General features: G+C 40.6%; 22 protein-coding genes. 12 read left to right on the plus strand and 10 right to left on the minus strand.

The window, feature by feature from the left end; all coding sequences use genetic code 11:
* Complete coding sequence (trpA, locus tag OQX61_RS09695; protein WP_265841456.1) at positions 1-768, plus strand: tryptophan synthase subunit alpha; 768 nt, start codon at positions 1-3, stop codon at positions 766-768.
* Here trpA and nhaA read toward each other — a convergent pair.
* The gene (nhaA, locus tag OQX61_RS09700; protein WP_265841457.1) at positions 758-1,939 is read right to left on the minus strand and encodes a Na+/H+ antiporter NhaA; all 1,182 of its coding nucleotides are present in this window, start codon (positions 1,937-1,939) and stop codon (positions 758-760) included. The genes trpA and nhaA overlap by 11 nt on opposite strands.
* Positions 1,940-1,974: 35 nt before the next feature.
* The gene (locus tag OQX61_RS09705; RefSeq protein WP_265841458.1) at positions 1,975-2,595 is read right to left on the minus strand and encodes an L-threonylcarbamoyladenylate synthase; all 621 of its coding nucleotides are present in this window, start codon (positions 2,593-2,595) and stop codon (positions 1,975-1,977) included.
* 77 nt (positions 2,596-2,672) lie between these two features.
* Here OQX61_RS09705 and OQX61_RS09710 point away from each other — a divergent pair, with 77 nt between their 5' ends.
* The gene (locus OQX61_RS09710) at positions 2,673-4,337 is read left to right on the plus strand and encodes an FMN-binding glutamate synthase family protein (RefSeq protein WP_265841459.1); all 1,665 of its coding nucleotides are present in this window, start codon (positions 2,673-2,675) and stop codon (positions 4,335-4,337) included.
* A gap of 141 nt (positions 4,338-4,478) precedes the next feature.
* Here OQX61_RS09710 and asnS read toward each other — a convergent pair whose 3' ends face one another.
* Entirely contained in the window at positions 4,479-5,927 is a 1,449-nt protein-coding gene (gene asnS / locus OQX61_RS09715) for an asparagine--tRNA ligase (protein WP_322973559.1), read from the minus strand.
* A gap of 143 nt (positions 5,928-6,070) precedes the next feature.
* On the opposite strand from asnS, the gene OQX61_RS09720 reads away from it, so the two are divergent.
* Positions 6,071-7,405, plus strand: a complete 1,335-nt coding sequence (locus OQX61_RS09720) for a HAMP domain-containing sensor histidine kinase (protein WP_265841460.1) — start codon at positions 6,071-6,073, stop codon at positions 7,403-7,405.
* A 484-nt stretch (positions 7,406-7,889) separates the two neighbouring features.
* Here OQX61_RS09720 and sucC read toward each other — a convergent pair whose 3' ends face one another.
* Complete coding sequence (sucC, locus tag OQX61_RS09725; protein WP_265841461.1) at positions 7,890-9,080, minus strand: ADP-forming succinate--CoA ligase subunit beta; 1,191 nt, start codon at positions 9,078-9,080, stop codon at positions 7,890-7,892.
* A gap of 65 nt (positions 9,081-9,145) precedes the next feature.
* Here sucC and OQX61_RS09730 point away from each other — a divergent pair, with 65 nt between their 5' ends.
* From OQX61_RS09730 to OQX61_RS09750, 5 genes are all read left to right on the plus strand, one after another.
* Entirely contained in the window at positions 9,146-9,796 is a 651-nt protein-coding gene (locus OQX61_RS09730; RefSeq protein ID WP_265841462.1) for an ABC transporter ATP-binding protein, read from the plus strand.
* 4 nt (positions 9,797-9,800) lie between these two features.
* Positions 9,801-10,298 carry a hypothetical protein gene (locus OQX61_RS09735; protein ID WP_265841463.1) on the plus strand — a complete coding sequence of 166 codons (498 nt, stop codon included), beginning with the start codon at positions 9,801-9,803 and terminating at the stop codon, positions 10,296-10,298.
* Between the two features lie 4 nt (positions 10,299-10,302).
* Positions 10,303-10,926 (plus strand): HAD hydrolase-like protein, encoded by a 624-nt coding sequence (locus tag OQX61_RS09740; RefSeq protein ID WP_265841464.1) that lies wholly within the window; start codon positions 10,303-10,305, stop codon positions 10,924-10,926.
* Between the two features lie 67 nt (positions 10,927-10,993).
* Positions 10,994-12,661 (plus strand): S41 family peptidase, encoded by a 1,668-nt coding sequence (locus OQX61_RS09745; protein WP_265841465.1) that lies wholly within the window; start codon positions 10,994-10,996, stop codon positions 12,659-12,661.
* Positions 12,662-12,798: 137 nt separating this feature from the next.
* Positions 12,799-13,065 (plus strand): hypothetical protein, encoded by a 267-nt coding sequence (locus OQX61_RS09750; RefSeq protein WP_265841466.1) that lies wholly within the window; start codon positions 12,799-12,801, stop codon positions 13,063-13,065.
* Between the two features lie 3 nt (positions 13,066-13,068).
* Here the strand turns inward: OQX61_RS09750 and OQX61_RS09755 are convergent, their stop codons facing one another.
* Positions 13,069-14,037, minus strand: coding sequence for a M20/M25/M40 family metallo-hydrolase (locus tag OQX61_RS09755; RefSeq protein ID WP_265841467.1), 969 nt, complete (start codon positions 14,035-14,037; stop codon positions 13,069-13,071).
* A gap of 162 nt (positions 14,038-14,199) precedes the next feature.
* On the opposite strand from OQX61_RS09755, the gene OQX61_RS09760 reads away from it, so the two are divergent.
* Positions 14,200-15,183: an aldo/keto reductase gene (locus tag OQX61_RS09760; RefSeq protein WP_265841468.1), complete on the plus strand. Its 984-nt coding sequence runs from the start codon at positions 14,200-14,202 to the stop codon at positions 15,181-15,183.
* Between the two features lie 88 nt (positions 15,184-15,271).
* Here OQX61_RS09760 and OQX61_RS09765 read toward each other — a convergent pair whose 3' ends face one another.
* Positions 15,272-16,720 (minus strand): glyceraldehyde-3-phosphate dehydrogenase, encoded by a 1,449-nt coding sequence (locus OQX61_RS09765; RefSeq protein WP_265841469.1) that lies wholly within the window; start codon positions 16,718-16,720, stop codon positions 15,272-15,274.
* Positions 16,721-16,830: 110 nt separating this feature from the next.
* A complete protein-coding gene (locus tag OQX61_RS09770) occupies positions 16,831-17,691 on the minus strand; it encodes an RNA polymerase sigma factor RpoD/SigA (protein ID WP_062547391.1) in 861 nt (286 codons plus the stop codon).
* 378 nt (positions 17,692-18,069) lie between these two features.
* Between OQX61_RS09770 and OQX61_RS09775 the strand changes: the two genes are divergently transcribed.
* Positions 18,070-18,729: a DUF2975 domain-containing protein gene (locus tag OQX61_RS09775; RefSeq protein ID WP_265841470.1), complete on the plus strand. Its 660-nt coding sequence runs from the start codon at positions 18,070-18,072 to the stop codon at positions 18,727-18,729.
* A 3-nt stretch (positions 18,730-18,732) separates the two neighbouring features.
* Positions 18,733-18,960, plus strand: a complete 228-nt coding sequence (locus OQX61_RS09780) for a helix-turn-helix transcriptional regulator (RefSeq protein WP_265841471.1) — start codon at positions 18,733-18,735, stop codon at positions 18,958-18,960.
* A 70-nt stretch (positions 18,961-19,030) separates the two neighbouring features.
* On the opposite strand, the gene OQX61_RS09785 is transcribed toward OQX61_RS09780, so the two are convergent.
* The gene (locus tag OQX61_RS09785; RefSeq protein WP_265841472.1) at positions 19,031-19,360 is read right to left on the minus strand and encodes a YegP family protein; all 330 of its coding nucleotides are present in this window, start codon (positions 19,358-19,360) and stop codon (positions 19,031-19,033) included.
* A gap of 504 nt (positions 19,361-19,864) precedes the next feature.
* Between OQX61_RS09785 and OQX61_RS09790 the strand changes: the two genes are divergently transcribed.
* Entirely contained in the window at positions 19,865-20,698 is an 834-nt protein-coding gene (locus tag OQX61_RS09790; RefSeq protein ID WP_265841473.1) for a DUF6266 family protein, read from the plus strand.
* Between the two features lie 149 nt (positions 20,699-20,847).
* Here the strand turns inward: OQX61_RS09790 and OQX61_RS09795 are convergent, their stop codons facing one another.
* Entirely contained in the window at positions 20,848-21,687 is an 840-nt protein-coding gene (locus OQX61_RS09795; RefSeq protein WP_265841474.1) for an MBL fold metallo-hydrolase, read from the minus strand.
* Between the two features lie 115 nt (positions 21,688-21,802).
* Positions 21,803-23,191 (minus strand): dihydrolipoyl dehydrogenase, encoded by a 1,389-nt coding sequence (gene lpdA / locus OQX61_RS09800; protein ID WP_265841475.1) that lies wholly within the window; start codon positions 23,189-23,191, stop codon positions 21,803-21,805.
* Positions 23,192-23,405 lie beyond the last annotated feature (214 nt).

Here is a 23,405-nt window from a genome sequence, read left to right on the forward strand (position 1 = left end):
ATGAATAGAATTAATAAGTTATTTCAAGAGAAAAAAAACATACTATCCATCTATTATACCGCGGGTTACCCGAACTTAGGGGATACAGTGGCCATTGCAGAAGAGCTGGAAAGATCTGGTGCAGACCTGTTGGAAATCGGTTTTCCGTATTCTGATCCTGTTGCCGACGGACCGGTAATTCAGGCCAGCAGCAAATCGGCATTAGATGCCGGCATGACGCTTAAACTGTTGTTTGAGCAATTGAAAGACCTGCGTAAAACAGTGAGCATTCCGGTTTTATTAATGGGCTATGTGAATCCCTTATTACAATATGGCGTCGCCAACTTTTGCAAATCCTGTGCGGAAGTAGGGGTAGACGGTTGTATCGTTCCCGATCTGCCTATGGCAGAATACGAAGAGTTCTATGAAAAAGATTTTAAACAATATGACCTGACCAATATCTTCCTGGTTACGCCTCAGACGGCTCCGGAAAGAATTCAAAAGATCGATAGTTTAAGTAATGGCTTCATCTACCTGCTTTCTTCTTCGGCTACAACCGGACAAAATTTACAGGTGTCTGAAGGTACAGAAGCTTACTTCTCGAGGATCGCAGCCTTGAAGCTAAAGAACCCAACCATGATTGGTTTCGGGATCAGCAGCAAAGAAACCTTTGATAAAGCTTGTCAGTATGCTAACGGAGCCATCATCGGTAGTGCTTTTGTAAAGAACCTCAAAGCCGATGATGTATCCGGTAGTGTGAAAGAATTTATGAAAACATTTAAGCCGTAACGGCTTTCTTTTTGTTGATTGATTTCAGGTAGATAAAACCTGCTAATCCAGCAATTACAGAGGCGCAAAGGATGGCAAATTTAGCCTCCGTAACATGCATCTCGTCGCTGAAAGACAATAGGGAAATAAAGATGGACATGGTAAATCCAATTCCGGCAAGCATACCCAATCCAATGATGTGCTTCCAACCGGATCTGGAAGGTAAAGTTCCTAATTTGAGCTTTACTGCTATCCATGAAAATAACGTAACCCCTATTGTTTTTCCGGCAAATAGCCCGAGAACAATCCCCATTGCTAATGGAGAAACCAGGCCACCCAACATTTCCTTCTGAAAAGTAATGTTCGTATTTGCCAAAGCAAAGATGGGCATGATAAAGTAATTCACCGGACCGTTTAACAGGTGCTCCAGTTTTTCCAGTGGAGACTCTACATTCGTCTTGTTAGTCGGAATGGTGAAAGCCAGTAACACCCCTGCAATAGTTGCGTGAATACCAGAATGGTGGATGAAATACCAAAGGAAAACCCCTGGAATCAGGTAGAAAAATAATGCTTTTAAGTTCAGGTAATTGAATAAGGCTAAGACCGCAAGAACACCTGCCGCCATTAAAAGGTAGTCAAAATGAACCTCATTCGTGTAAAACACCGCAATCACGAGGATTGCACCAAGGTCATCTACAATGGCTAGCGCCGCTAAAAATACCTTTAAAGAAGTAGGAACACTTTTGCCCAGCATAGAAATGATTGCCAATGCAAAAGCAATATCGGTAGCCATTGGGATACCCCAGCCACTTGCAGAAGGAGTACCATAGTTAAAGGCGTAGTAAATTCCGGCAGGAACCAGCATTCCGCCTAATGCAGCTATGACTGGCAAAGAAGCTTTTTTCATGGAAGACAATTCCCCTTCCAGAAGTTCTCTTTTGATTTCCAGACCGACCAGCAGGAAAAATACCGCCATTAAAGCATCATTGATCCAGGCAGAAACGGTAAAAGATAAGTTGGTCTCCCCAAAGGTGAGGCCTAAATTGGTGTTGAGTAAGTTTGCAAATCCGGTACTAAAAGAAGAGTTTGCGATGAATAAAGAGACGGCCACACAAACCAATAGGATGATACCTCCAATTTGTCCGGAACGGAAAAAATCTCTGAATGCTTGTAAATTTAAAAGTTTCGCCATGTGCTAAATTAAGATTAAAGGGGTTGGTTAACAGCTTAAAGGAAACTTTCCAGATCGCCTTTTCCTTCACGGATAATTTCAAATGATCCGGAAGTACAATCTACCACCGTAGAAGGTTCATTGTCACCAAATCCACCATCAATCACCAGGTCTACGCTGTCTTCATACTTCTCATGAATCAATTCAGGATCGGTAGAATACTCAATCACATCATCGTCGTCTCTGATGGAGGTCGATAAGATCGGGTTTCCCAATAGCTTTACAATTTCTCTGGCAATGTCATTATCCGGTACCCTGATACCCACTGTTTTCTTTTTAGAACTCAACAGCTTCGGTACATTATTACTCGCATTAAAGATGAAAGTAAAAGGGCCGGGAAGGGCTTTCTTTAAAACCCTGAAAGTAGTCGTGTCAATCGGTTTGATAAAATCTGAGATGTGTCTCAAATCGGAGCAGATGAAAGAGAAATTGGCCTTTTCAGGTTTAATGCCACGTAAACGACAAATTTTCTCTACTGCTTTTTGGTTGGTAATGTCGCAACCTAATCCATAAATGGTATCGGTAGGATAGATGATGATGCCTCCCTTTTTCAAGACTTCAACAACTTCTTCAATTGCCTTAGGATTTGGGTTTTCAGGATATATTTTTATGAGCATGTGTAAATTTACACAATCTTTGTACCGAAACCGGTTTATTGTTGTTGTATTGGTATGTTTTCATTAATTTATCTTTTATGAGAAAAGCTTTTATTGCAATTGCCGCATTTTTGGTCGCTGCGACGCTGATGATCAGTTTCGCCTGGCCACCCTTTTATTGGGCATTTATTTTTATCGGCCCAATCATTCTGCTCGGAATTTATGATTTGTATCAACCGAAGCACAGTATTGTACGAAACTATCCGGTACTGGGGAGATTAAGGTACCTGGCGGAAGATCTCCGGCCAAAAGTGTACCAGTACTTTGTGGAAAGTGATACCAATGGAAAACCTTTCAGCAGGTTAAACCGCTCACTCATTTACCAGCGTGCAAAACGGGAAAATGACACCATTCCTTTCGGAACCCAGCTCGATGTCTATGAGAACGGATACGAATGGCTGAGTCATAGTATCGCGGCAATCAGCCATACCGAGTTAAACGAAGACCCAAGAGTGCTGGTAGGCGGCCCGGAATGTAAGCAGCCCTATTCGGCAAGTATCTATAATATTTCAGCGATGAGTTTCGGCTCTTTAAGTCAGAATGCCATCCTTGCCTTAAACGGAGGTGCAAAACTCGGAAACTTTGCCCACAATACCGGAGAAGGTGGGATCAGTGATTACCATGCCAATCCGGGTGGAGATTTGATCTGGCAGATCGGTACCGGGTATTTCGGATGCCGACACCATGATGGAACGTTTAATTTCGAAGCTTTCGGAGAAAAAGCACAGTCCGAACAGGTGAAAATGATTGAAATAAAGCTTTCTCAGGGGGCTAAACCCGGGCATGGTGGTATCTTACCCGCAAAGAAAGTATCGGCGGAAATTGCCAGAATCCGATTGGTGAAAGAAGGATTTGATGTGATCTCTCCACCTGCCCACTCGGCTTTCAAAACTCCATTGGAAATGGTGGGTTTTGTACAGAAATTAAGGGAATTGTCCGGAGGGAAGCCTATCGGTTTCAAACTCTGTATCGGCAGAAGAAGCGAGTTTTTTGCCATTTGTAAAGCGATGTCTGAAACCGGAATCTATGTTGATTTTATCACCGTAGACGGGGGAGAAGGCGGTACCGGAGCGGCACCACAGGAATTCTCAAACGCAGTAGGGATGCCATTAAGAGAAGGCATAGCCTTTGTATATGATGTGCTGACCGGCTTTAATTTAAAACAACACATTAAAATCATTGCCTCAGGAAAAGTAGCTTCCGGCTTCGACCTGGTTAAGAATATCGCCCTGGGGGCAGATTTATGTAACTCGGCAAGGGGAATGATGTTTGCCCTGGGTTGTATTCAGGCTTTGGAATGCAATAGCAATACCTGTCCTACAGGTGTGGCGACTCAGGACCCGAGCTTGATGAAAGGACTGGTTGTAGAAGATAAAAAGGTGCGGGTGCACAACTTCCATAAGTATACTATTGGTAGTGCGGTAGAGCTGCTCGGAGCGGCCGGATTACACCATCCCTATCAACTGACCAGAGCTTATATCAATAGAAGAATTGCGCCGAATGTGATGCAGTCGTACATGGAAACTTTTCCATATATCCCGGAAGGGAGTTTATTAAAAACGCCTTATCCGCTGCGGTTCGAACTGGGGATGGCCTTAAGCAGTTCCAGCAGTTTTAATCCTACGGATTATAAGGTTTCTCCGATAGACTATGCCCATGCAAACTCTTTCCATGACAACCTGCCTCCGGCTGCACAAAGTTAAAACGCGAACCTTGGAGTATAAACAGTAGCTGCTTGAAACAGGAATAGGAGTAGTGTAGCCTATAAATAGAAACAGAATGGCATTAAATAGAAAAGGCCGGGATTTTCAAATCCCGGCCTTTTCCGTATATCAATATTAAGCTTAAAACTCTGCGTTTCTAGGGAAACGAGGGAAAGCGATGACGTCTCTGATGTTAGTCATACCACTTACAAAAAGTACCAGTCTTTCGAAACCTAATCCGAAACCGGAGTGTGGTGCTGAACCAAAACGTCTGGTGTCTAAGAACCACCACATTTCTTCCTGAGAGATGTTTAATTCATCCATCCTTTGTGTCAGCTTATCTAAACGTTCCTCTCTTTGAGAACCACCGATCATTTCACCGATACCAGGGAAAAGAATGTCCATAGCGGCCACTGTTTTTCTGCCCTGAGCATCAGGCTCATTCTGACGCATGTAGAATGATTTAATATCTGCCGGGTAATCCGTTAAGATCACTGGTTTTTTGAAATGTTTCTCTACCAGGTAACGCTCATGTTCTGATTGTAAATCTGCTCCCCACTCATCAATAAGATATTTGAATTGTTTCTTTTGATTAGGTTTAGAAGATCTTAAGATCGCGATGGCTTCTGTATAAGTTAAACGCTCGAAATCATTGTCTAAGCAGAAGTTCAACTTGTCAATTAACGACAATTCACTACGCTCATTCTGAGGTTTAGTTTTTTCTTCTTCCAGTAAACGGTTGTTTAAGAAGTCGATCTCTTCTTTACAGTTGTCTAAAGCATATTTGATCACATACTTCATCATGTCCTCAGCCAATTGCATGTTGTCTTCCAGGTCTGCAAAAGCAACCTCTGGCTCAATCATCCAAAATTCTGCAAGGTGACGGGTAGTATTTGAGTTTTCAGCTCTGAAAGTAGGGCCAAAAGTATAAATCTGTCCAAAAGCCATTGCAGCAAGCTCACCTTCTAACTGTCCGGAAACGGTAAGGTTGGTGGCACGGGCAAAGAAATCCTGAGAAAAATCTACTTTACCATCTTCTGTTCTTGGAGGATTCTCTAAATCTAAATTGGTTACTTTAAACATTTCACCAGCACCTTCTGCGTCAGAAGCGGTAATGATAGGGGTATGCATATAAGTAAACCCTCTGTCATTATAAAACTGATGAATAGCAAAAGCTAAAGCATGACGTAATTTGAATACCGCATTGAAGGTATTGGTACGGAAACGTAAATGAGCGATTTCTCTTAAAAACTCTAAACTATGTTTCTTAGGTTGAAGCGGGAATTTTTCCGGATCACTATCTCCTAAAATTTCAATAGTATTCGCTTTAATGTCAACTCGCTGTCCTTTACCAACAGATTCTACGATCATACCAGTTACAGCAATAGCAGCGCCGGTAGTGATGCGTTTCAATAAATCTTCAGGGGTATTATTAAAGTCAACAACAATCTGGATATTTCCCATGCAGGAACCATCATTGATAGCAATAAACTGATTGTTGCGGAAAGTACGCACCCAACCCATCACTGTTACTTCTCTGTCGAACTGCTCTGTCTCTAACAGGCTTTTTACTTTTTCTCTTTTGATCATGATTTTATTGTGGAGAGGTTCAAAAATAAGGATTTAATCAATAAATCAGGAAGAACCAGGCGCTTATCTTCAATTGTAGAATGATTTTTTTAATGTTTCTTATTATATTAAGTTTGCACGGCGACATCTCAATCTCAATTAACGTGCAATCAAATCATAAAAACTATTTCTGGCAAAATTCTATTGGCAAAATCGCGGAGTTTTCTCTGGAAGAGCGCATTTTTAATACCATGTGTATTTTTGCGTTTTTCGCCATGTTCATCGTGTCGCCATATAATTATTTAATGAACCTTAAGGTGCTGGTCTGGGTAGGTTGCGTATGCATGGTGTTAATTTCCGGACTATACTATCTTTCCAAAGTAAAACGGAAGTCTTCTCTTGCCATTACACTGTTCTGTATCATGAGCAACCTCACTTTTGTCTATTGCTATTTTTACAACTCGGGGATCCTTGGCCCGAATGTGTTGTTGTTTGCACTTTCTTTTTTTTTCATTATTGCCATTATCCCAAAAGCGCAATATAAGTTCTGGGTGCCGGTAAATATACTGTTGGTGTTAGCTGTGCTGGTAATAGAGTTCTGCCGGCCGCAACTGGCGCCGGACCTCTACCCCGGCCCTTTAGCAAAAACCATTGATTTTGCGGTTGCCTACCTCGTTTCAGTGATTTTAATCTTTTTGTCTATACGTTATATCCGGATAAATTATGAGCATGAGCGATTGTCTGTAGAACAGCGTAACCAGGAGATCGAAGCTCAAAAAGAGGAGATTTTATTGCAAAAGGCCGAGCTGGAGTATTTGAACAGGGAAAAAGACCGGCTATTGTCTATTGTGGCTCATGATGTCAGGATGCCCCTGAATTCCATCCAGGGTTACCTGGAAATTCTGAACGCCATAGATCTGGAGGAGAAAGAAAAGCAATTGATAAAAGGACAATTGTTGCAAGTTACCAGAGATACGTCTGAAATGCTCCTGAATCTGCTATCCTGGTCTAAGATGCAGGTCAAAGGGGATAATGTGACACTTGAGGCTCTGGATATAAATGAAGCGCTCCGGGACTGGTTGAAAGTAGAACATGCCATCGCCGTTAAAAAAGGAATCCGTTTGGAGATGCTGACTGCAGGGCGACTCCATGTCATGGCTGATCACGACATGTTACATCTGGTGATCAGGAATCTGGTGTCTAATGCTTTAAAATTCACGCCTGAGGGTGGAGAGGTGGTCATTTCCACCCGTTACCGTGGTGCAAGTGGCTTGATCATCATATCTGACAATGGAATCGGCATAACGCCTGAAAAGCAGGAACGCCTGTTCCAGCTTAACGCCTCCGCTACCTATGGAACCAATAATGAAAAGGGAATCGGACTGGGCTTACTCTTGTGTAAGGAGTATACGGAAAAGCAACAAGGAAATATCTGGTTCGAAACTGAAATCGGTAAAGGCTCTGTTTTTTATATTTCCTTGAAATTGCAGGCTGTTTAGTCTTTTTGTTTTAGTCTTTTTTGAATTTAAGTCAATTATATCCGGATTTTACCTTGTTTTTGTTGGTGTTTTTCAATTTTATCACAATAAATATCAAAATATTCCTGTTTTGTAAAATAATTGAATCTTTTTTGGGTTGTATTTTTAGTTTATTTTGTTGTTTTTGGTTTATTTGTGTGCTTTTATGGTTATTTAAGCTATTATTTTGTGGTTAAATCATTTTTATCGATATTTATTTTGAAATAAATTGTGAATTATGTGTTTAAATTCTATATTTGTGTCAGCTCGTTTAATTTATATTTGGTTAAAGCGGCCTACAGTTGGATGACTGTAGGCCGCTTTTGTTTTTAAAGGCCTGTGGAGCGGGAAATAATCAGGAAATCCCTGTAAGTGGCGGGGAGAATCCCAGAGCGAAAATTTTTTCCATAAAAAAAAAGCCAGCTGAATAAACAACTGACTTTTTTATGGATAAAAGGATTGGTGCTTATGCCAATACTTTAGTTACTAAATCTGCTGCATCTTTCAATGCGATTGCAGAATATACTTTTAATCCTGACTCATCGATTAACTGTTTCGCTTCAGCGGCATTAGTACCTTGTAAACGACAGATAATTGGCACAGGGATATCACCGATTTCTTTGTAAGCATCGATTACACCTTGAGCTACACGGTCGCAACGAACGATACCACCAAAGATATTGATCAGAATAGCTTTAACATTTGGATCCTTAAGGATGATGTTGAAACCTGCTTTTACAGTTTGTGCATTTGCAGTTCCACCTACGTCTAAGAAGTTAGCCGGCTCACCACCTGCGATTTTGATGATGTCCATGGTCGCCATTGCTAAACCAGCACCGTTAACCATACAGCCAACGTTACCATCTAATTTCACATAGTTTAAGTTAGACTCACTTGCTTCCACATCTGTTGGATCTTCTTCCAGTTTATCACGCATTGCTGCATAATCAGGATGACGGAACAATGCGTTCTCATCTAAGTCAACTTTAGCATCAACAGCGATGATTTTGTCATCAGAAGTTTTCAATACCGGGTTGATCTCAAACATTGCAGAGTCAGTAGCGTCATATGCTTTGTAAAGCGCGGTAACAAATTTCACCATGTCTTTATGAGCAGCACCACTTAATCCTAGATTGAAGGCGATTTTACGAGCCTGGAATCCTTGAAGACCAACTTTAGGGTCAATCTCTTCTTTGAATATTAAATGAGGTGTTTTTTCTGCAACTTCTTCAATGTCCATTCCACCTTCGGTAGAATACATAATGATGTTAGTTCCTGTTGAACGGTTTAAAAGCACGCTCACATAGAATTCTTTAGTTTCAGACGCTCCAGGGTAGTAAACATCCTGTGCTACTAAAATCTTGTTAACTTTCTTTCCTTCCGGGCCAGTCTGAGGAGTTACCAGTTGCATACCTAAAATATCGGTTGCTCTTTGTTTAACTTCTTCAAGGTTTTTCGCCAGCTTTACGCCACCGCCTTTACCTCTTCCGCCTGCATGGATTTGTGCTTTAATCACAACCCAATCAGAATTGTAGTCGGTTTTCATTTTTTTAGCCGCTTCTACAGCCTGCTCAACCGTATGGGCAACGACGCCTTCTTGTACGGCTACACCAAAACTTTTAAGTATTTCTTTACCTTGATATTCGTGGATATTCATTTGCTGAAAAAATTTGTCCAAATCTACAATTTCAGATTGGTTTTAAAAACAGTAAGTTTGCATTTATGCTAAAAGCAACAGGTATAAAGAAAGCTTATGGAAATTTACCCATCCTTAAAGGGGTAGATTTTGAGGTGGAAAAGGGAGAAATTGTCAGCATCATCGGCGCTTCCGGTGCGGGTAAAAGCACCTTGCTGCACATTTTGGGCACTTTGGACAAGCCAGATCAGGGAACTGTAGAATTAAATGGTTCCAAAGTAAATCAGCTCTCCGGAGAACTACTTAGTGTATTTCGTAACAAAAACATAGGCTTTGTTTTTCAGTTTCATCACCTGTTGCCCGAGTTTAGTGCGCTGGAGAACATCTGTATCCCTGCATTTATCGCTAAAACCAGCAAAAAAGAGGCAGAGCACCGCGCAATGGAGCTTTTAGACCTCTTAGGATTGAAGGATCGGGCCTCGCATAAACCGAATGAATTGTCGGGCGGAGAACAGCAAAGGATTGCAGTAGCCAGAGCCCTGGTGAACCGTCCTGCGATTATCCTGGCAGATGAACCTTCCGGAAACCTGGACTCGGCAAATGCCAATGCCTTACACGAATTTTTTATCACCCTGCGCGATAACTTTAAACAAACCTTCGTGATCGTTACCCACAATGAAGGACTAGCAGAAATCAGTGACAGGGTAGTCACCATGAAAGACGGATTAATCATATAATATTTTGAACATACTAATTACAGGAGGTAAATCTGCCTCAGCATTAAAGCTGCTGAAAGCTTTTGCCAGCCACCATATACTACTTGCCGATTACGGAGATATGCCCGCATTTTCTTCCCCGGCTTATCAAATGCATTCTTTAGGCATCAGGAATGACGACACCACTGCACATGCTTTGCTGAACAATTGTCTGGATCAGGAAATAGAAGTACTCTTGCCAATACACGATTTTGAAATTGAGGCAGTCGCTAAATCTATGGTCTTGTTCGAAGAGTTTGGTATTCGTGTATTGCTTCCGGAACCAGCTGATTTGCCTAAATTCCTGAACACAGGAAAGCAATCCGGTGATTGGGCACTCTACCAGGATGGTACCTTGCAATTCCCTGAAAATGCGACCGAAGCACAAAAGGAACTGGGTATAAAAGAAAAATTGAATGGTGTGTTTTATACCGTTGACAGCCCTGAAGGCCTGAAACCTGTTTTATTTACCCTCAATTCCTAAGCCCATGATGCCTGAGCAATTATTAAAAGACAAACAAGCATTCGTTTTTGAACTGGACAATGTCCTTTATCCTGAAAAAGATTATTTATTACAGGTATACTATCTGTTCGCGCAGTTTATTGAATACGGTGAGCAATTGAATTCTGCGGATATTGTAAAATATATGCAGGAGCAATACCTTGCTGAAGGACCGGAAAACCTATTTGAAAAAACGGCTGCGGAATTCAAAATTCCAGAGAAGTATAAAGTTAATTTTGATCTGGTTATGCAAAATGCAAAGCTGCCATTGAAATTGCTGATTTATAATAAAGCGCTTACTTTCTTACAGGATATAGTTGCTGCCGGCAAACAAATATTTTTATTTGTAGATGGTGATTCCTTAATGCAATTAAATAAAATCAAACAGGTAGAATGGAATGGACTGGAAAAGAACCTCATCGTTTATTTTTCTGAAGAATCGGAACCTAAACCCGGCACAAAAGGAATAGAAATGATCCTGGAACGCCATAATTTAAAACCAGAACAGGTGCTGATGATCGGAGCGAAGGCCGCAGATCAGGAATGTGCCCGGAATGCAAATGTCGGATATTTGTCTGTTTCAGAGGTTTTGGAGGAGAAATTGGACTAAAGTTGCTGAGTATCATGCGGTAATGAGATTTTATTGTTATACTTTTGTAAATGTAAATCTCCTACAGATGATGAAAAGTACAATATATAGAAAGTATATAATTATAGGATTGACACTCCTTCCTGTTGTGTTTAGTGCCTGTAAAAAAAATAAGGTTATTCCGGAAGCTAAGGCTGTAACTGTACCACAGCCTGGCACCGGAACAAATACCAAACAAACGCCTACTACCGACAGGCGTGAGCTAACCAATGATTCCCTGTTCTTATATGCACAGCAGATCTATTATTGGAATGAAACCTTACCAACTTATGATGTCTTTGATCCCAGAACCTACAAAGGATTAAGTACAGACCTGGCTAATTTTAACAATGAGCTGTTCAACATCACCAAATATTCGACCTTTGAAACTGTTCCAGGATCCTCAAGTCCGAAATATGCATTTATCAGGGATGAAAATAATTCCAATGGAAATCAGAGCAGTATTGCAAGCACACAAGCCAGTGTAGATTTACAGGATATCGGCTTCGATATGGGTATTTTAAATTTTCAGGGTTATGGAGATAATAATAATTATCAACTCTATGTCAAAGGTGTTTACACAAATTCACCGGCAGATTTAGCCAAAATAACCAGGGGAACCCGGATTACCAATATTGGCGGGCAGTCTATAGGGACTAATTTTAATGCGGAAGTAGGAGTCATCAATGGGGTTTTAAATGGGTCGCTTACCAGCACCACCGTTTCTGGCGTAAGAACAGATGGAACTGTTTTTACCAATGTTCCCTTAAAAGTGACCAAATACACCAGCAGTCCGGTTTTTACTTCTAAAGTAATTGATCAGGGAGGTAAAAAAATCGGCTACCTGGCATATGCACGTTTTTCTGTATTAACTGTACCTAATGATAACAATCCCTCGGATTCCAGAATTGATCCCGTATTTGCCATTTTTGCTGCCAGCAATGTGAGTGATTTAGTGATCGATTTAAGGTATAACGGAGGTGGCTCCGTACAGGCCGCTGAGTATTTACTCAACCTGATCGCCCCTGCCAATACCACTGGCGTGATGTTTAAGGAAACGTACAACAACACGATGAAGAGTGGAAATGCGACGATTCTTGCCAATCAACCTTTAAAAGGTGCTGATGGCAAATTCGTTTACAATAGTGCCGGGAAATTGTTAACACTTGCAAATGTTGACTGGTCCGATGCCGGCAATGTTTTTAATTTTTCAAAAAAAGGGCCATTAAATGGCGTAAAGAATATATTCTTTCTGGTTTCTGAAAATACAGCTTCTGCAAGTGAATTGCTGATTAACTGTATAAAACCACATGTTCAGAGTGTAAAACTCGTAGGTCAGACCACTTATGGTAAGCCGGTAGGTTTCTTTCCTATCACGCTGGATAAGCACTATTCGGTGTATTTGCCTAGTTTTGAAAGTAAGAATTCCAGAGGAGAAGGCGGGTATTATGCCGGAATTAAACCTGACTATGCAGATGTCGGAGAAAATAGTCTTTTTGATGATTCCAGATATGATTTTGGAGATCCGAGAGAAAGTTATCTGAATAAAGCACTTTCGGTACTAGCTCCGGTTGCTCCTTCCGTATTGGCCAGTCGCAGCTCTTCAGTAGGTCAGGGTATAAGCGCAACTCCTGCGAAATTGATGCGAACAAACTTCTCAAATGACAATATGGGTGCTGCAGGTATGGTGGAAACCCGTTACAGACTGAAAAATTAAAGCGCTGTTAATCAGAGTTTTTTGAAGATTGTAAAGTCCTATTTACACAGTTATGTAAAAATTGGCTTTGATCTGCGGCTTTTTATTGCGATTTTAAATGCTTAAACGCATATTTATTAGAACTAAGACAGAGTATTATGATCGGGGAATTAATCGAAAAAGAAGCAATAGACATCAGCCAGATCATACCAGCTGAGCAGAACCATACTGAAGAATTAAGAGACAAATTGAATTCGGCACAACGCCTTGGAAATGAATTTAAATCCAAAGCAGACATCTCCTTTAACACTAAAGAAGGACCTAAAACGGTTTCTACTACAGTATGGCAGGTGACTGAAAAATATCTGCAATTGAAAAGCGGGGTTCATATCCCTTTAAACAGTCTTCTAGCCATAGAATTCTAAATCCTATTGCTTATTCATCTGGAGGTTTTCTCTGAAGATGGATTGCAGGTCACGTTTTTTATCGATGTTGTCAATGATTTCCTGAATGGAAGCAGCAGCATCGATAAAAAACTTTTTATTGATGTTTTTATACTCATCCGAGGCCTTGTGATAATCCTTATGGTCTTCCACACCAAAATATATAAAGGGAATATTTTTCGCGTTAAATGAACCCTGATCACTTTGATTGGTCCAGTCGTCATTGCCGGTTTTTGGGTCATCATGCCCGAACAGTACTTTAATCGTTGGCCTGGTCGTGATGAAATACTTTTTTAAGTCCGGATGTTTAAACGTGCCACAAGCATAAAGTTCTCCTTTGTCGTTGTGACTGATCATATCCATATTTACATTTAATCTGATCTTTTCTAAAGACACAGGAGGCTGGGCTACAAAAGCCTTTGAGCCTCTCAATCCCATTTCTTCTGCATCGAAAGCAGCGAATACCAGGGTGTAATTGGGTTTATTCTTTTTAAAATGCTCCGCAAATTTCAATAAGGCTGCAACGCCGGAAGCATTGTCGTCGGCACCATTGTAAACCTCGCCCCTGATCACCCCCACATGGTCGTAATGTGCAGAAATAACAATGACTTCTTCCATTTTCCCCGGTATATAAGCCAGCATATTTTTGCCGGAAATAGTCTTATTAGCACCTGATCGGTCCGGGAAAGAGAAATCCTGTTCATACCCGGTAAGGGTAGGGAGCGGTTTTAAGCCAATCTCTTTGAACCGACCGCTAATGTATGCTCTTGCCATCTCGGCGCCTTTGGTGCCTGTCTTACGGCCTTCATAAGCATCAGAAGATAAGATCTCCACATCCTTCAGTAATTGTTGCTCTGTTTTAGTGTAGGAAGCCGTGTTTTGCGCCTGACTCTGATTCTTAACGGAATTACAACTCAACAGTGCGATTAAAGGAATTAGCAGGTAGGTTTTCATTTTTATGGGCTCTTGTTATATAAAGGTAAAAAAATGATGGATATCTAGTTCAATCCCGGATAGAGAAAACTTAATTAAGGAACAGGTGTTTTTCTAATGCCCCTTAAAAGGGCTAATGCCCATAGAACGGGTGAGATCAGTTCATAAAATAAATAACAGGAAATGGAATATAGACGTTTAGGGAAATCAGGATTACAGGTTAGTGCACTTTCTTTGGGTAGCTGGCTTACTTTCGGAAATCAGATCAGCGACCAGACCGCTGATGAATTAATGGGAATTGCTTATGATGCAGGGGTTAACTTTTTCGACAATGCCGAAGGGTATGCGGAAGGTAAATCTGAATTGGTGATGGGAAAGATCATTAAAGCCAGAAAATGGGAGCGGGAGTCTTTTGTGGTGTCCAGTAAAGTTTTTTTTGGGACAGAAAACAAAGGGCCAAATCGGATGGGTTTATCCCGTAAGCATGTTATTGAGGCTTGTAACGGGGCGTTAAAACGGTTACAGGTAGATTATCTGGATCTTTATTTTTGCCACAGGCCAGATAAAAACACCCCGATTGAAGAAACCGTATGGGCAATGAATACCTTATTACAACAAGGGAAAATCCTGTACTGGGGAACTTCAGAATGGAGTGCTTCAGAAATTATGGAGGCCATTCGGGTAGCAAAACAGTACAACTTAATTGGTCCTACGATGGAACAACCACAATACAACCTGTTGGAACGTCATAAAATGGAAAATGAATACCAGTTGTTGTTCAAGGAATATGGATTGGGTACCACCATCTGGTCGCCATTGGCCTCCGGCTTATTGTCGGGCAAATATACCAAAGGGGGGACTAAAGATACCCGTTTAGAACTGAAAGGGATGGAGTGGCTGAAGGATGCCGTATTGAATGAAGAGAAATTGAAAAAGGCCGAAAAACTTCAGGGACTTGCGGATGAATTGAATGTTCCGCTGGCCAAATTATCTCTGGCCTGGTGTTTAAAAAATCCAAATGTGAGTTCAGTGATTTTAGGCGCTTCGAAAACAGCACAGCTCAAAGAAAACCTGACTACCCTGGAGGTCTTGCCTTTGCTTACGGAACAGGTGATGACAGATATTGAGGATATCATGCAAACGAAACCTCATCTACCTCAGTTTTAAAGATTACTGCAGGTAATTTTCTCGCAGTTAAATTAAAAAGGGCGGTGTTTTTTAAAACACCGCCCTTTTTAAATCAATTTTTCCTGGATTAGTAGTAAGTTAACCTCACTACCCCTGCCAGTTTTTTAGCCAAACGGATCACTTGTCTGGTATAGCCATATTCGTTGTCATACCAGGCGTATAAAACCACAGACTTATTGTCTTTGGCCATAATCGTAGCTGGTCCGTCAATAATCGAAGCATGACTGTTACCGATTAAATCAGTACTCACCAGTTCATTTGAAATAGAGTATTCAATTTGCTCTGATAAATCTCCGAAAAGGGAAGCCTGTCTTAAAATTTCAGACACTTCTTCTTTGGACGTTACTGTGTTTAAGGATAAGTTTAAGATCGCCAGTGAAACATTCGGTGTAGGAACACGCACTGCATTTCCAGTCAGTTTGCCACCTAAATGGGGGATTACTTTAGCCACCGCTTTATCAGCGCCGGTTTCTGTGATCACCAGGTTTAAAGCAGCAGCTCTGCCTCTTCTATATTTTTTATGGTAATTGTCTAGTAAATTCTGGTCATTCGTATAAGAGTGAACCGTTTCGATATGTCCTTTTTCAATGCCAAAAGCATCGTCAATCAGTTTCAATACCGGTACAATGGCATTGGTGGTACAAGAGGCATTCGATAAAATGGTCTCCGACTCATAATCAATGCCTGAGTCATTAATTCCGGCCACTACATTCAGGATATCTCCTTTTGCAGGGGCAGTTAATAAGACTTTGCTGATTCCTTTGGCAACCAGGTGTCTGCTCAGACCTTCACGGTCGCGGAAAATACCAGTGTTGTCGATTAATAAGGCATCATGGATATCATAGGTGGTATAATCTACGTCTTCCGGTTCTTTGGCAACAATAAAATAGATGGTCTGACCATTAATGATCAGCGCTTTATTTTCAAAATCTTCTGTAATGGTACCATTGAACGGGCCATGTACAGAATCCGTACGTAAAAGTTCTGCTCTTTTGATCAGTTCTTCATCACTGTAACTACGGGTTACGATTGCTCTTAAGCGCAATTGTTCACCTTTACCGGCTTGAAGAATCAACTCGCGGGCGGCAATTCTGCCAATACGACCGAAACCAAATAATACCACGTCTTTAGGGACTAAGTTTCTTTTGTCTTTACCGATGTGTTTGCTGAGTTTACTCACCACAAAGTCGTGGATGGTAGGGTAGTGGTCATTGTCTTCCAGCCATTCTGAAGCTAGACGGCCGATGTCAATACGGGATGGAGCAAGGTTACATTTTGAAATGGTCAGCGCAAGCTCCAGGGTTTCATAGATACTGATGTCTTTTCCGCTGATTTGTTTCGCGTACTGGTGATGAGAAAGAATTTCGCTACTTCCAACATCAAATAAAGGTTTGCGGAACAATACAAGTTCAATGGATCTGTCGAACCAGAGCTGGCCTACGACATTAATCAGCTCGATGGCTTTTTTTTCTTTTTCAATCCAACTTTGGAATTCGGATTGGTACTTCTTTAGCATGTGGCAATATTTTTGGTTAGAATGCCACAAAAGTAAAAAAGATTGAGCGAGATACCCAACCTTTTTACTTTATAAATTTATCACACAAGGTGTTAAATGGAACTAACAGACTAGCCCAGATATGATTTTAAGATTTTACTTCTTGAAGTATGACGTAAACGTTGTAACGCTTTGTCTTTAATCTGACGTACACGCTCACGGGTCAGGTTAAACTTCTCACCAATCTCTTCTAAAGATAGTGGGTGGTTAGTGCTTAATCCGAAGAAAAGTACGATGATTTCGCGCTCACGTTCTGTTAAAGTAGAAAGAGAACGTTTGATCTCTTCAGAAAGAGACTCATTGATCAAACTGCTATCCGTATTTGGCTCATGATTTTCCAATACATCTAACAATGTATTTTCTTCACCCTGAACAAAAGGTGCATCCATAGATACGTGACGACCGGAGTTACTTAAAGTATCAGAGATTTTATCAACCGTAGTTTCTAAGATATCTGCTAATTCTTCCGGAGAAGGCTCACGCTCAAATTCCTGCTCAAGCTTAGAAAAAGCCTTGCTGATTTTGCTTAATGAACCTACCTGGTTTAATGGCAAACGAACGATACGACTTTGCTCAGCAATTGCCTGCAATATAGACTGACGAATCCACCAAACAGCATAAGAGATAAACTTGAAACCTTTAGTCTCATCGAAACGCTTTGCAGCTTTAATTAAACCCAGGTTACCTTCGTTGATTAAATCTCCTAGTGTTAAACCTTGATTTTGATACTGCTTCGCTACTGAAACAACGAAACGTAAATTGGTCTTGGTTAAACGTTCTAATGCGGCCTGATCCCCCTCGCGTATTTTCCTTGCTAATATTACTTCTTCTTCGGCGGTGATTAAATCTACTTTACCAATTTCGTGAAGGTACTTGTCTAAAGACTGACTTTCGCGATTGGTAATGGATTGCGTGATTTTGAGTTGTCTCATTTATATGCTTTGGTACTCGTTATGTGTTTGAACTTGCAAAAGTAAGAATTTAAAGGCAATTTGAAAACTTAAATTCCTGAAAATGTTACAGTTTACAACTGGTATTTCTACAGATTTTAAGTAGCAATAATTATTCCAAAATACTTTTGTCAGTATTTTATGTCGGTATTGTGAATAGGTGTATATTTATTGTTTCTCAATAAATATATTTTGATTTATAATAATAAATCTGTTATGTTTGTTTAGAAATGTGATTTGTCTAACAGAAGTCAGAATGCAAAATTCTTTATTGCGGAATATTAATTTCGATAAAGAGAGCGAATCTGTCAGCTGACAAAAAGCAAAAAGCTCTGATAATAACCGCAAAAAACTGTGAAAATGAGAAAAGATCTAAAATTTATCCGGATAATCAAGGGGATTTTGCTCCTGGTTTCTGCTATTTTATTGATTTGGGCTGTTTATGACCATAGCCCGGCCTTCAGGAAAGGCTGGAATGCAGATGAAGAATTAAAGCCACTGCAACCCCAGTTTCAGAATGCCGTTTTTGATAATATCATTACCAAATCAGGGGATTCTTTGCATATAAACGGCAGAGATGGCTATGTTTTTAATTTGAAAAAGAGCGATATGGTGACGGGTACCGTATATAACCTTCATCAGGATAATCACATGATTTCCTTTTATGCAATAATAATGACTATTCTGGGCATCATTGTGCTCATTATTAGCTTCAAGGTGTTCAGTAAATTATACTATTTTTTGGACGATTCCGCAAAAGGGGAGATTTTTACCTTAAAAAATATCAACCGTATTAAAGAAATTGGCTTTTTTTGCATTTCATTGAGCATATTGCTCTGGGTAGGAGATGTACTGGCTTTTCTAAGGAAACAAGAATTGTTTAGGTTTACCAATTATCAGGTGGAATACTACTTTGATTTTAACTATATCTTATTTGCAGCGGGAATGATCACAATGGTGATCATGTATGTTTTCAAAAAAGGATACGAGTTGCAGCAGGAACATGAATTAACGATATAAAAGATGGCGATAGTGGTGAATTTAGATGTGGTGTTGGCCCAGCGGAAAATGTCATTAACAGAATTAACGGAGCAGGTGGGCATTACCATGTCAAACCTTTCCATTTTGAAAACAGGGAAAGCAAAAGCGATTCGTTTTGAAACACTGAACGCGATCTGTCTGGCATTGGATTGCCAACCCGGTGATATTTTAGCGTATCGTAAGGATTTAGAATCCCATAAGGATAAATAAAGCATAAAAATAAGGCCTGTCAGTTTTTCAAATGAAACTGACAGGCCTTATTCATTTTTTATATATGCGCTTAGCTAAGGTCCGAAACCTCCGCGTCTGGCGCATTCTTTTTAACGGATTCAATGCCGTTGTCGCGACTAGCTTCCGATTCATACATTTCACTGGTACCAATAATCTGTCCGTTGGTTGCTTTCAGATTGAAATAAGGCTTTCCATTGGTAGATGTCTTTTTGTCAAACTTACTGTCGTCTTTGGAGTTCTTTCTAACGGATTCAATTCCGTTCTGACAATTGGCTTTGGTCGTATAGCCTTCACTGGTTAAGATAACCTGGCCGTTACCTGCTTTCAAATCGAATTGAAATTCGCCGTTCTTTCTTGTTTTGATTTCGAATTTTCCCATAATCGTTTTTATTAGTTTTTTGTTTTCAGGTTGAGGTTTTTATTTCAATTTATAAAAAAAATCATATCAAAACAATATTTTGATAATGAGCATTTTATTCATTTTGAAATGATATCTCTAAAATACCCTTAATTGTTGAAGATTTTCTGTTTTTTTATTGGAAACAAATATTCATAAATAGAAATAACTATTTCTTTTGACTCCCTGGTTATACCAGGATAAGGCCACCGCCAGCATGAAAACCTGCAAAGGTTACTATGTTACCGTACTGCCTTCGTAATGAGCTTATAATTATCAGGGTATTGTTCCTGTTTTAACAGGGGGTTGATAGGGCCTCGGAGGGCTTGTAGCCCTGTCAAAGCCTTGAAGAACAGCTTATAACTTTCTTTTAGTACCCTGATAATTATGATGTCATTAGCGGGATAACCCAAACATTATGACTACCTTCATGATAATCATACTGTATAGTACTGCGCTCAACCTCAAATCTTTAACGACTCTAATATGGCAATAGCTTCAAACGGCCCACAAGGCCACCTCAACGGAAAAGTAGGCAATCTTGTTTTTTATATGCTCAACGGGCAGCCTGTAGTACGCTTAAACGGCAGAAAAGGGAAACCAAGTACGCTTCAACTGGCCAATTATCAGGAAATGGCCGTCACCACCAGACTGCTTAAAAGAATGGGCGGCTTTATTAAACTAGGTTACGGTTTGCAAGCCAGAGGAACAGTCCATAATGCACATAACTTAGCGACTTCCTATCATAAAAAACAGGCTTTAAAAGGCGAATACCCTAATATCAGCATTGATTACAGCAAGGTTAAGCTCAGTCAGGGCATCATGCCGGAAACCGCTGATTTAAAAATAAATAAGTTAGCCGGCGGACTGGAAATCACCTGGGATCCAAAAGATTATGCAGGCTTACAGGATAACGACAGTGTGATGGTCATGATTTGTTGCCCGGAAACCGGAAAAGACCAGGAATACCTGAATGTGGCCAGAAGATCAGAAGGGAAATGCTTTATTCCGATGTATGAGCAGGTATTGAATCAACAGATAGAAGCTTATATTTCCTTTATTTCTGCGGATGGCGAAAAGGTGTCCGACAGTGTTTATCTGGGCAATCTGAATGGTGAAGGTCAAAATGAAACAGAAAAACTACAGCAGGAGAAATACCAGCAGGTGAAAACAAGGTTTGACCAGGTGGAAGGCAGTTATTCAGCGCAATTGAAAGCCAGTTACGGCGAGATACCCAAAACCAAAGCATTTAAATGTCTGGAAAAGGAATATCAGGCGCTCAAAAAACAACTGGAGCACTTACCCGGAAAGCCTGGTTAATCCATACCGGGTTAATTATTGGTTAAGAGAAAGGCTGTCCGGAAATGGACTGGGGGATTCCTATGAAAAAACGGCTTGTAAAATAATGGAACCTAAACAGGTCTCTTTATTTAACAAGCCGGCAGATTTTTGTGTTAGAATTTCTTGAATTATAGGCTGGACAGGTCGAAGGTACGATCCAGTCTGATGCCTTTTTCCGTCTGCTGAAGCGTACAACATTCGTTTACGGCATCGTGTTCCAGCATCAGGATATATTGTTTCTCAGCGGCTTCCTGTAGGAAGGATTTCTTTTCTGTCAGGGTTTGCAAAGGAAACATGTCATAGGCCATCACATAAGGCAGTGGAATATGTGCTACAGAAGGTAATAGATCTGCCATATACACGATGGTATGGCCCTTGTATTGGATTTGCGGCAGCATCATGGCATCAGTATGTCCGTAAGCAAAGCGGATGTTGATCCCCTCATGAAACTGTACGCCTTCTATATCTTCTATGAAACGCAATTGTCCGCTTTCCTGAATAGGGAGGATGTTCTCTTTCAGGAAGGAAGCCTTTTCTCTGTCGTTGGGATTTACAGCCCAATCCCAGTGTTTAGCATTGCTCCAGTAAAAAGCATTTTTAAACGCTGGTCTGAGTTTATCGCCCTCGCGAACAATAGAACCTCCGCAATGGTCAAAATGCAGGTGGGTTAAAAAAACATCGGTAATGTCTGCTCTGGAAAAACCTTTGGCCGCCAGCGAGCGATCCAGGGTATCCTCACCATGCAGGTAATAGTGACCTAAAAATTTCTCATCCTGCTTGTCTCCAATGCCATTGTCAACCAGAATCAACCGGTCCCCATCTTCAATCAGCAGGCAACGCATGGCCCAGGTACACATATTATTGGCATCGGCAGGTGTCGTTTTTTGCCAGATTGATTTGGGTACTACACCAAACATGGCTCCGCCGTCTAATTTAAATAAACCGGTATCGATCGTATGTAAGTTCATGAGGAGATGGAATTAGGTAATGGTAAAAATATAAATGTAAAAAAAAACCTGTTGAAAAGCTCAACAGGTTTTTTGAAACAATCAGCCGGTTCTAAAGAAAAGGCGATTTTATAATTTACAAGTGAATTACTTCACCGTAAGCATCAGCTGTAGCTTCCATAATGGCTTCGCTCATTGTTGGATGCGGGTGAACAGCTTTTAACATTTCGTGTCCTGTAGTTTCCAGTTTACGGGCAACTACGATCTCAGCGATCAATTCGGTTACATTCGCACCAATCATGTGGGCACCTAGCAATTCACCGTATTTTGCGTCATAGATCATTTTAATAAAACCATCTTTGGCGCCTGCTGCACTGGCTTTACCTGAAGCTGAGAATGGGAATTTACCAATTTTCAATTCATATCCGGCAGCTTTTGCTGCTTTCTCCGTATAACCAACAGAAGCAATCTCAGGACTGCAATATGTACATCCAGGGATGTTATTGTAGTCTAAAGGCTCTGGTTTGTGACCAGCAATTTTCTCTACACAGATAATTCCTTCTGCAGAAGCTACGTGAGCTAAAGCCTGTCCGGAAACGATATCACCGATTGCATAATAACCTTTTACGTTAGTGTTGTAGAACTCATCCACGATCACTTTACCTTTTTCAGTTTTAATGCCGGTTTCTTCTAAACCTATGTTTTCAATGTTTGCAACAACACCAGCAGCAGAAAGAACGACATCACATTCTAAAGTCACCATACCTGCAGCAGTTTTAACCTGAACTTTACAGCCAGTACCGCTTGTGTCTACAGATTCTACACTTGAAGAAGTCATTACCTCTATACCTGCTTTTTTGAAGCTACGCAATAGTTGTTTAGAAATGTCTTCATCTTCTACCGGAACAATGTTTTCCATGAATTCTACTACCGTTACTTTAGTACCTAAAGTAGCGTAGAAGTAAGCAAATTCAACACCGATCGCGCCAGAACCAACTACCACCATAGATTTAGGTTGCTCAGGCAATACCATTGCCTGTCTGTAACCGATGATTTTTTTACCATCTTGTTTCAGGTTTGGCAATTCTCTTGATCTGCCACCTGTAGCTAAGATAATACTGGTTGCAGTATAGTCCTTCTGAGTTCCATCAGCCGCTTTAACTTCCACCTTGTTTCCAGGTTTAGCTTTACCGGTACCCATGATCACGTCAATTTTGTTCTTCTTCATTAAGAATTGAACACCCTTGCTCATGCCATCAGCAACACCACGACTACGTTTGATTACCGCTGCGAAATCGGCCTCAGCCTCCGCAGTTTTAATACCGTATTCAGCAGCATGGTTGATATATTCAAAAACCTGTGCACTTTTTAACAAGGCTTTGGTTGGGATACATCCCCAGTTAAGGCAGATACCGCCTAAAGATTCGCGTTCTACAACCGCAGTTTTCAAACCTAACTGAGAAGCTCTTATTGCAGCTACATATCCACCAGGACCGCTGCCTATTACAATTACATCGTAGTTCATATCTTATATAAAGGAATTTTAACTTAAGTAATTGCCAAAATTAAAAAAATTGTTCAGTAATACGGCCTGTTAGATTTTTGTTGTTGATTTTCGGAGATTTTAATTTAAATATCGCCCCAGAGAAGCCCTTATTGTATTTATTTGAAAATTTAACAGTTTGCTGACAATCTGCACGTTTGATATGTTAAAGAAGATGTTAAATGTTGAAAATTAT

The organism is Pedobacter sp. PLR (assembly GCF_026239675.1).
Taxonomy (GTDB): domain Bacteria; phylum Bacteroidota; class Bacteroidia; order Sphingobacteriales; family Sphingobacteriaceae; genus Pedobacter.

Coding starts and splice junctions, on each gene's coding strand:
- OQX61_RS09765 (WP_265841469.1), bottom strand. CDS start 16,720: ATGCTAAAGAAGTACCAATCCGAATTCCAAAGTTGGATTGAAAAAGAA.
- sucC (WP_265841461.1), bottom strand. CDS start 9,080: ATGAATATCCACGAATATCAAGGTAAAGAAATACTTAAAAGTTTTGGT.
- OQX61_RS09710 (WP_265841459.1), top strand. CDS start 2,673: ATGAGAAAAGCTTTTATTGCAATTGCCGCATTTTTGGTCGCTGCGACG.
- OQX61_RS09730 (WP_265841462.1), top strand. CDS start 9,146: ATGCTAAAAGCAACAGGTATAAAGAAAGCTTATGGAAATTTACCCATC.
- OQX61_RS09760 (WP_265841468.1), top strand. CDS start 14,200: ATGGAATATAGACGTTTAGGGAAATCAGGATTACAGGTTAGTGCACTT.
- OQX61_RS09750 (WP_265841466.1), top strand. CDS start 12,799: ATGATCGGGGAATTAATCGAAAAAGAAGCAATAGACATCAGCCAGATC.
- OQX61_RS09740 (WP_265841464.1), top strand. CDS start 10,303: ATGATGCCTGAGCAATTATTAAAAGACAAACAAGCATTCGTTTTTGAA.
- OQX61_RS09775 (WP_265841470.1), top strand. CDS start 18,070: ATGAGAAAAGATCTAAAATTTATCCGGATAATCAAGGGGATTTTGCTC.
- OQX61_RS09770 (WP_062547391.1), bottom strand. CDS start 17,691: ATGAGACAACTCAAAATCACGCAATCCATTACCAATCGCGAAAGTCAG.
- trpA (WP_265841456.1), top strand. CDS start 1: ATGAATAGAATTAATAAGTTATTTCAAGAGAAAAAAAACATACTATCC.
- OQX61_RS09790 (WP_265841473.1), top strand. CDS start 19,865: ATGGCAATAGCTTCAAACGGCCCACAAGGCCACCTCAACGGAAAAGTA.
- OQX61_RS09785 (WP_265841472.1), bottom strand. CDS start 19,360: ATGGGAAAATTCGAAATCAAAACAAGAAAGAACGGCGAATTTCAATTC.
- OQX61_RS09795 (WP_265841474.1), bottom strand. CDS start 21,687: ATGAACTTACATACGATCGATACCGGTTTATTTAAATTAGACGGCGGA.
- nhaA (WP_265841457.1), bottom strand. CDS start 1,939: ATGGCGAAACTTTTAAATTTACAAGCATTCAGAGATTTTTTCCGTTCC.
- lpdA (WP_265841475.1), bottom strand. CDS start 23,191: ATGAACTACGATGTAATTGTAATAGGCAGCGGTCCTGGTGGATATGTA.
- asnS (WP_322973559.1), bottom strand. CDS start 5,927: ATGATCAAAAGAGAAAAAGTAAAAAGCCTGTTAGAGACAGAGCAGTTC.
- OQX61_RS09780 (WP_265841471.1), top strand. CDS start 18,733: ATGGCGATAGTGGTGAATTTAGATGTGGTGTTGGCCCAGCGGAAAATG.
- OQX61_RS09705 (WP_265841458.1), bottom strand. CDS start 2,595: ATGCTCATAAAAATATATCCTGAAAACCCAAATCCTAAGGCAATTGAA.
- OQX61_RS09745 (WP_265841465.1), top strand. CDS start 10,994: ATGATGAAAAGTACAATATATAGAAAGTATATAATTATAGGATTGACA.
- OQX61_RS09755 (WP_265841467.1), bottom strand. CDS start 14,037: ATGAAAACCTACCTGCTAATTCCTTTAATCGCACTGTTGAGTTGTAAT.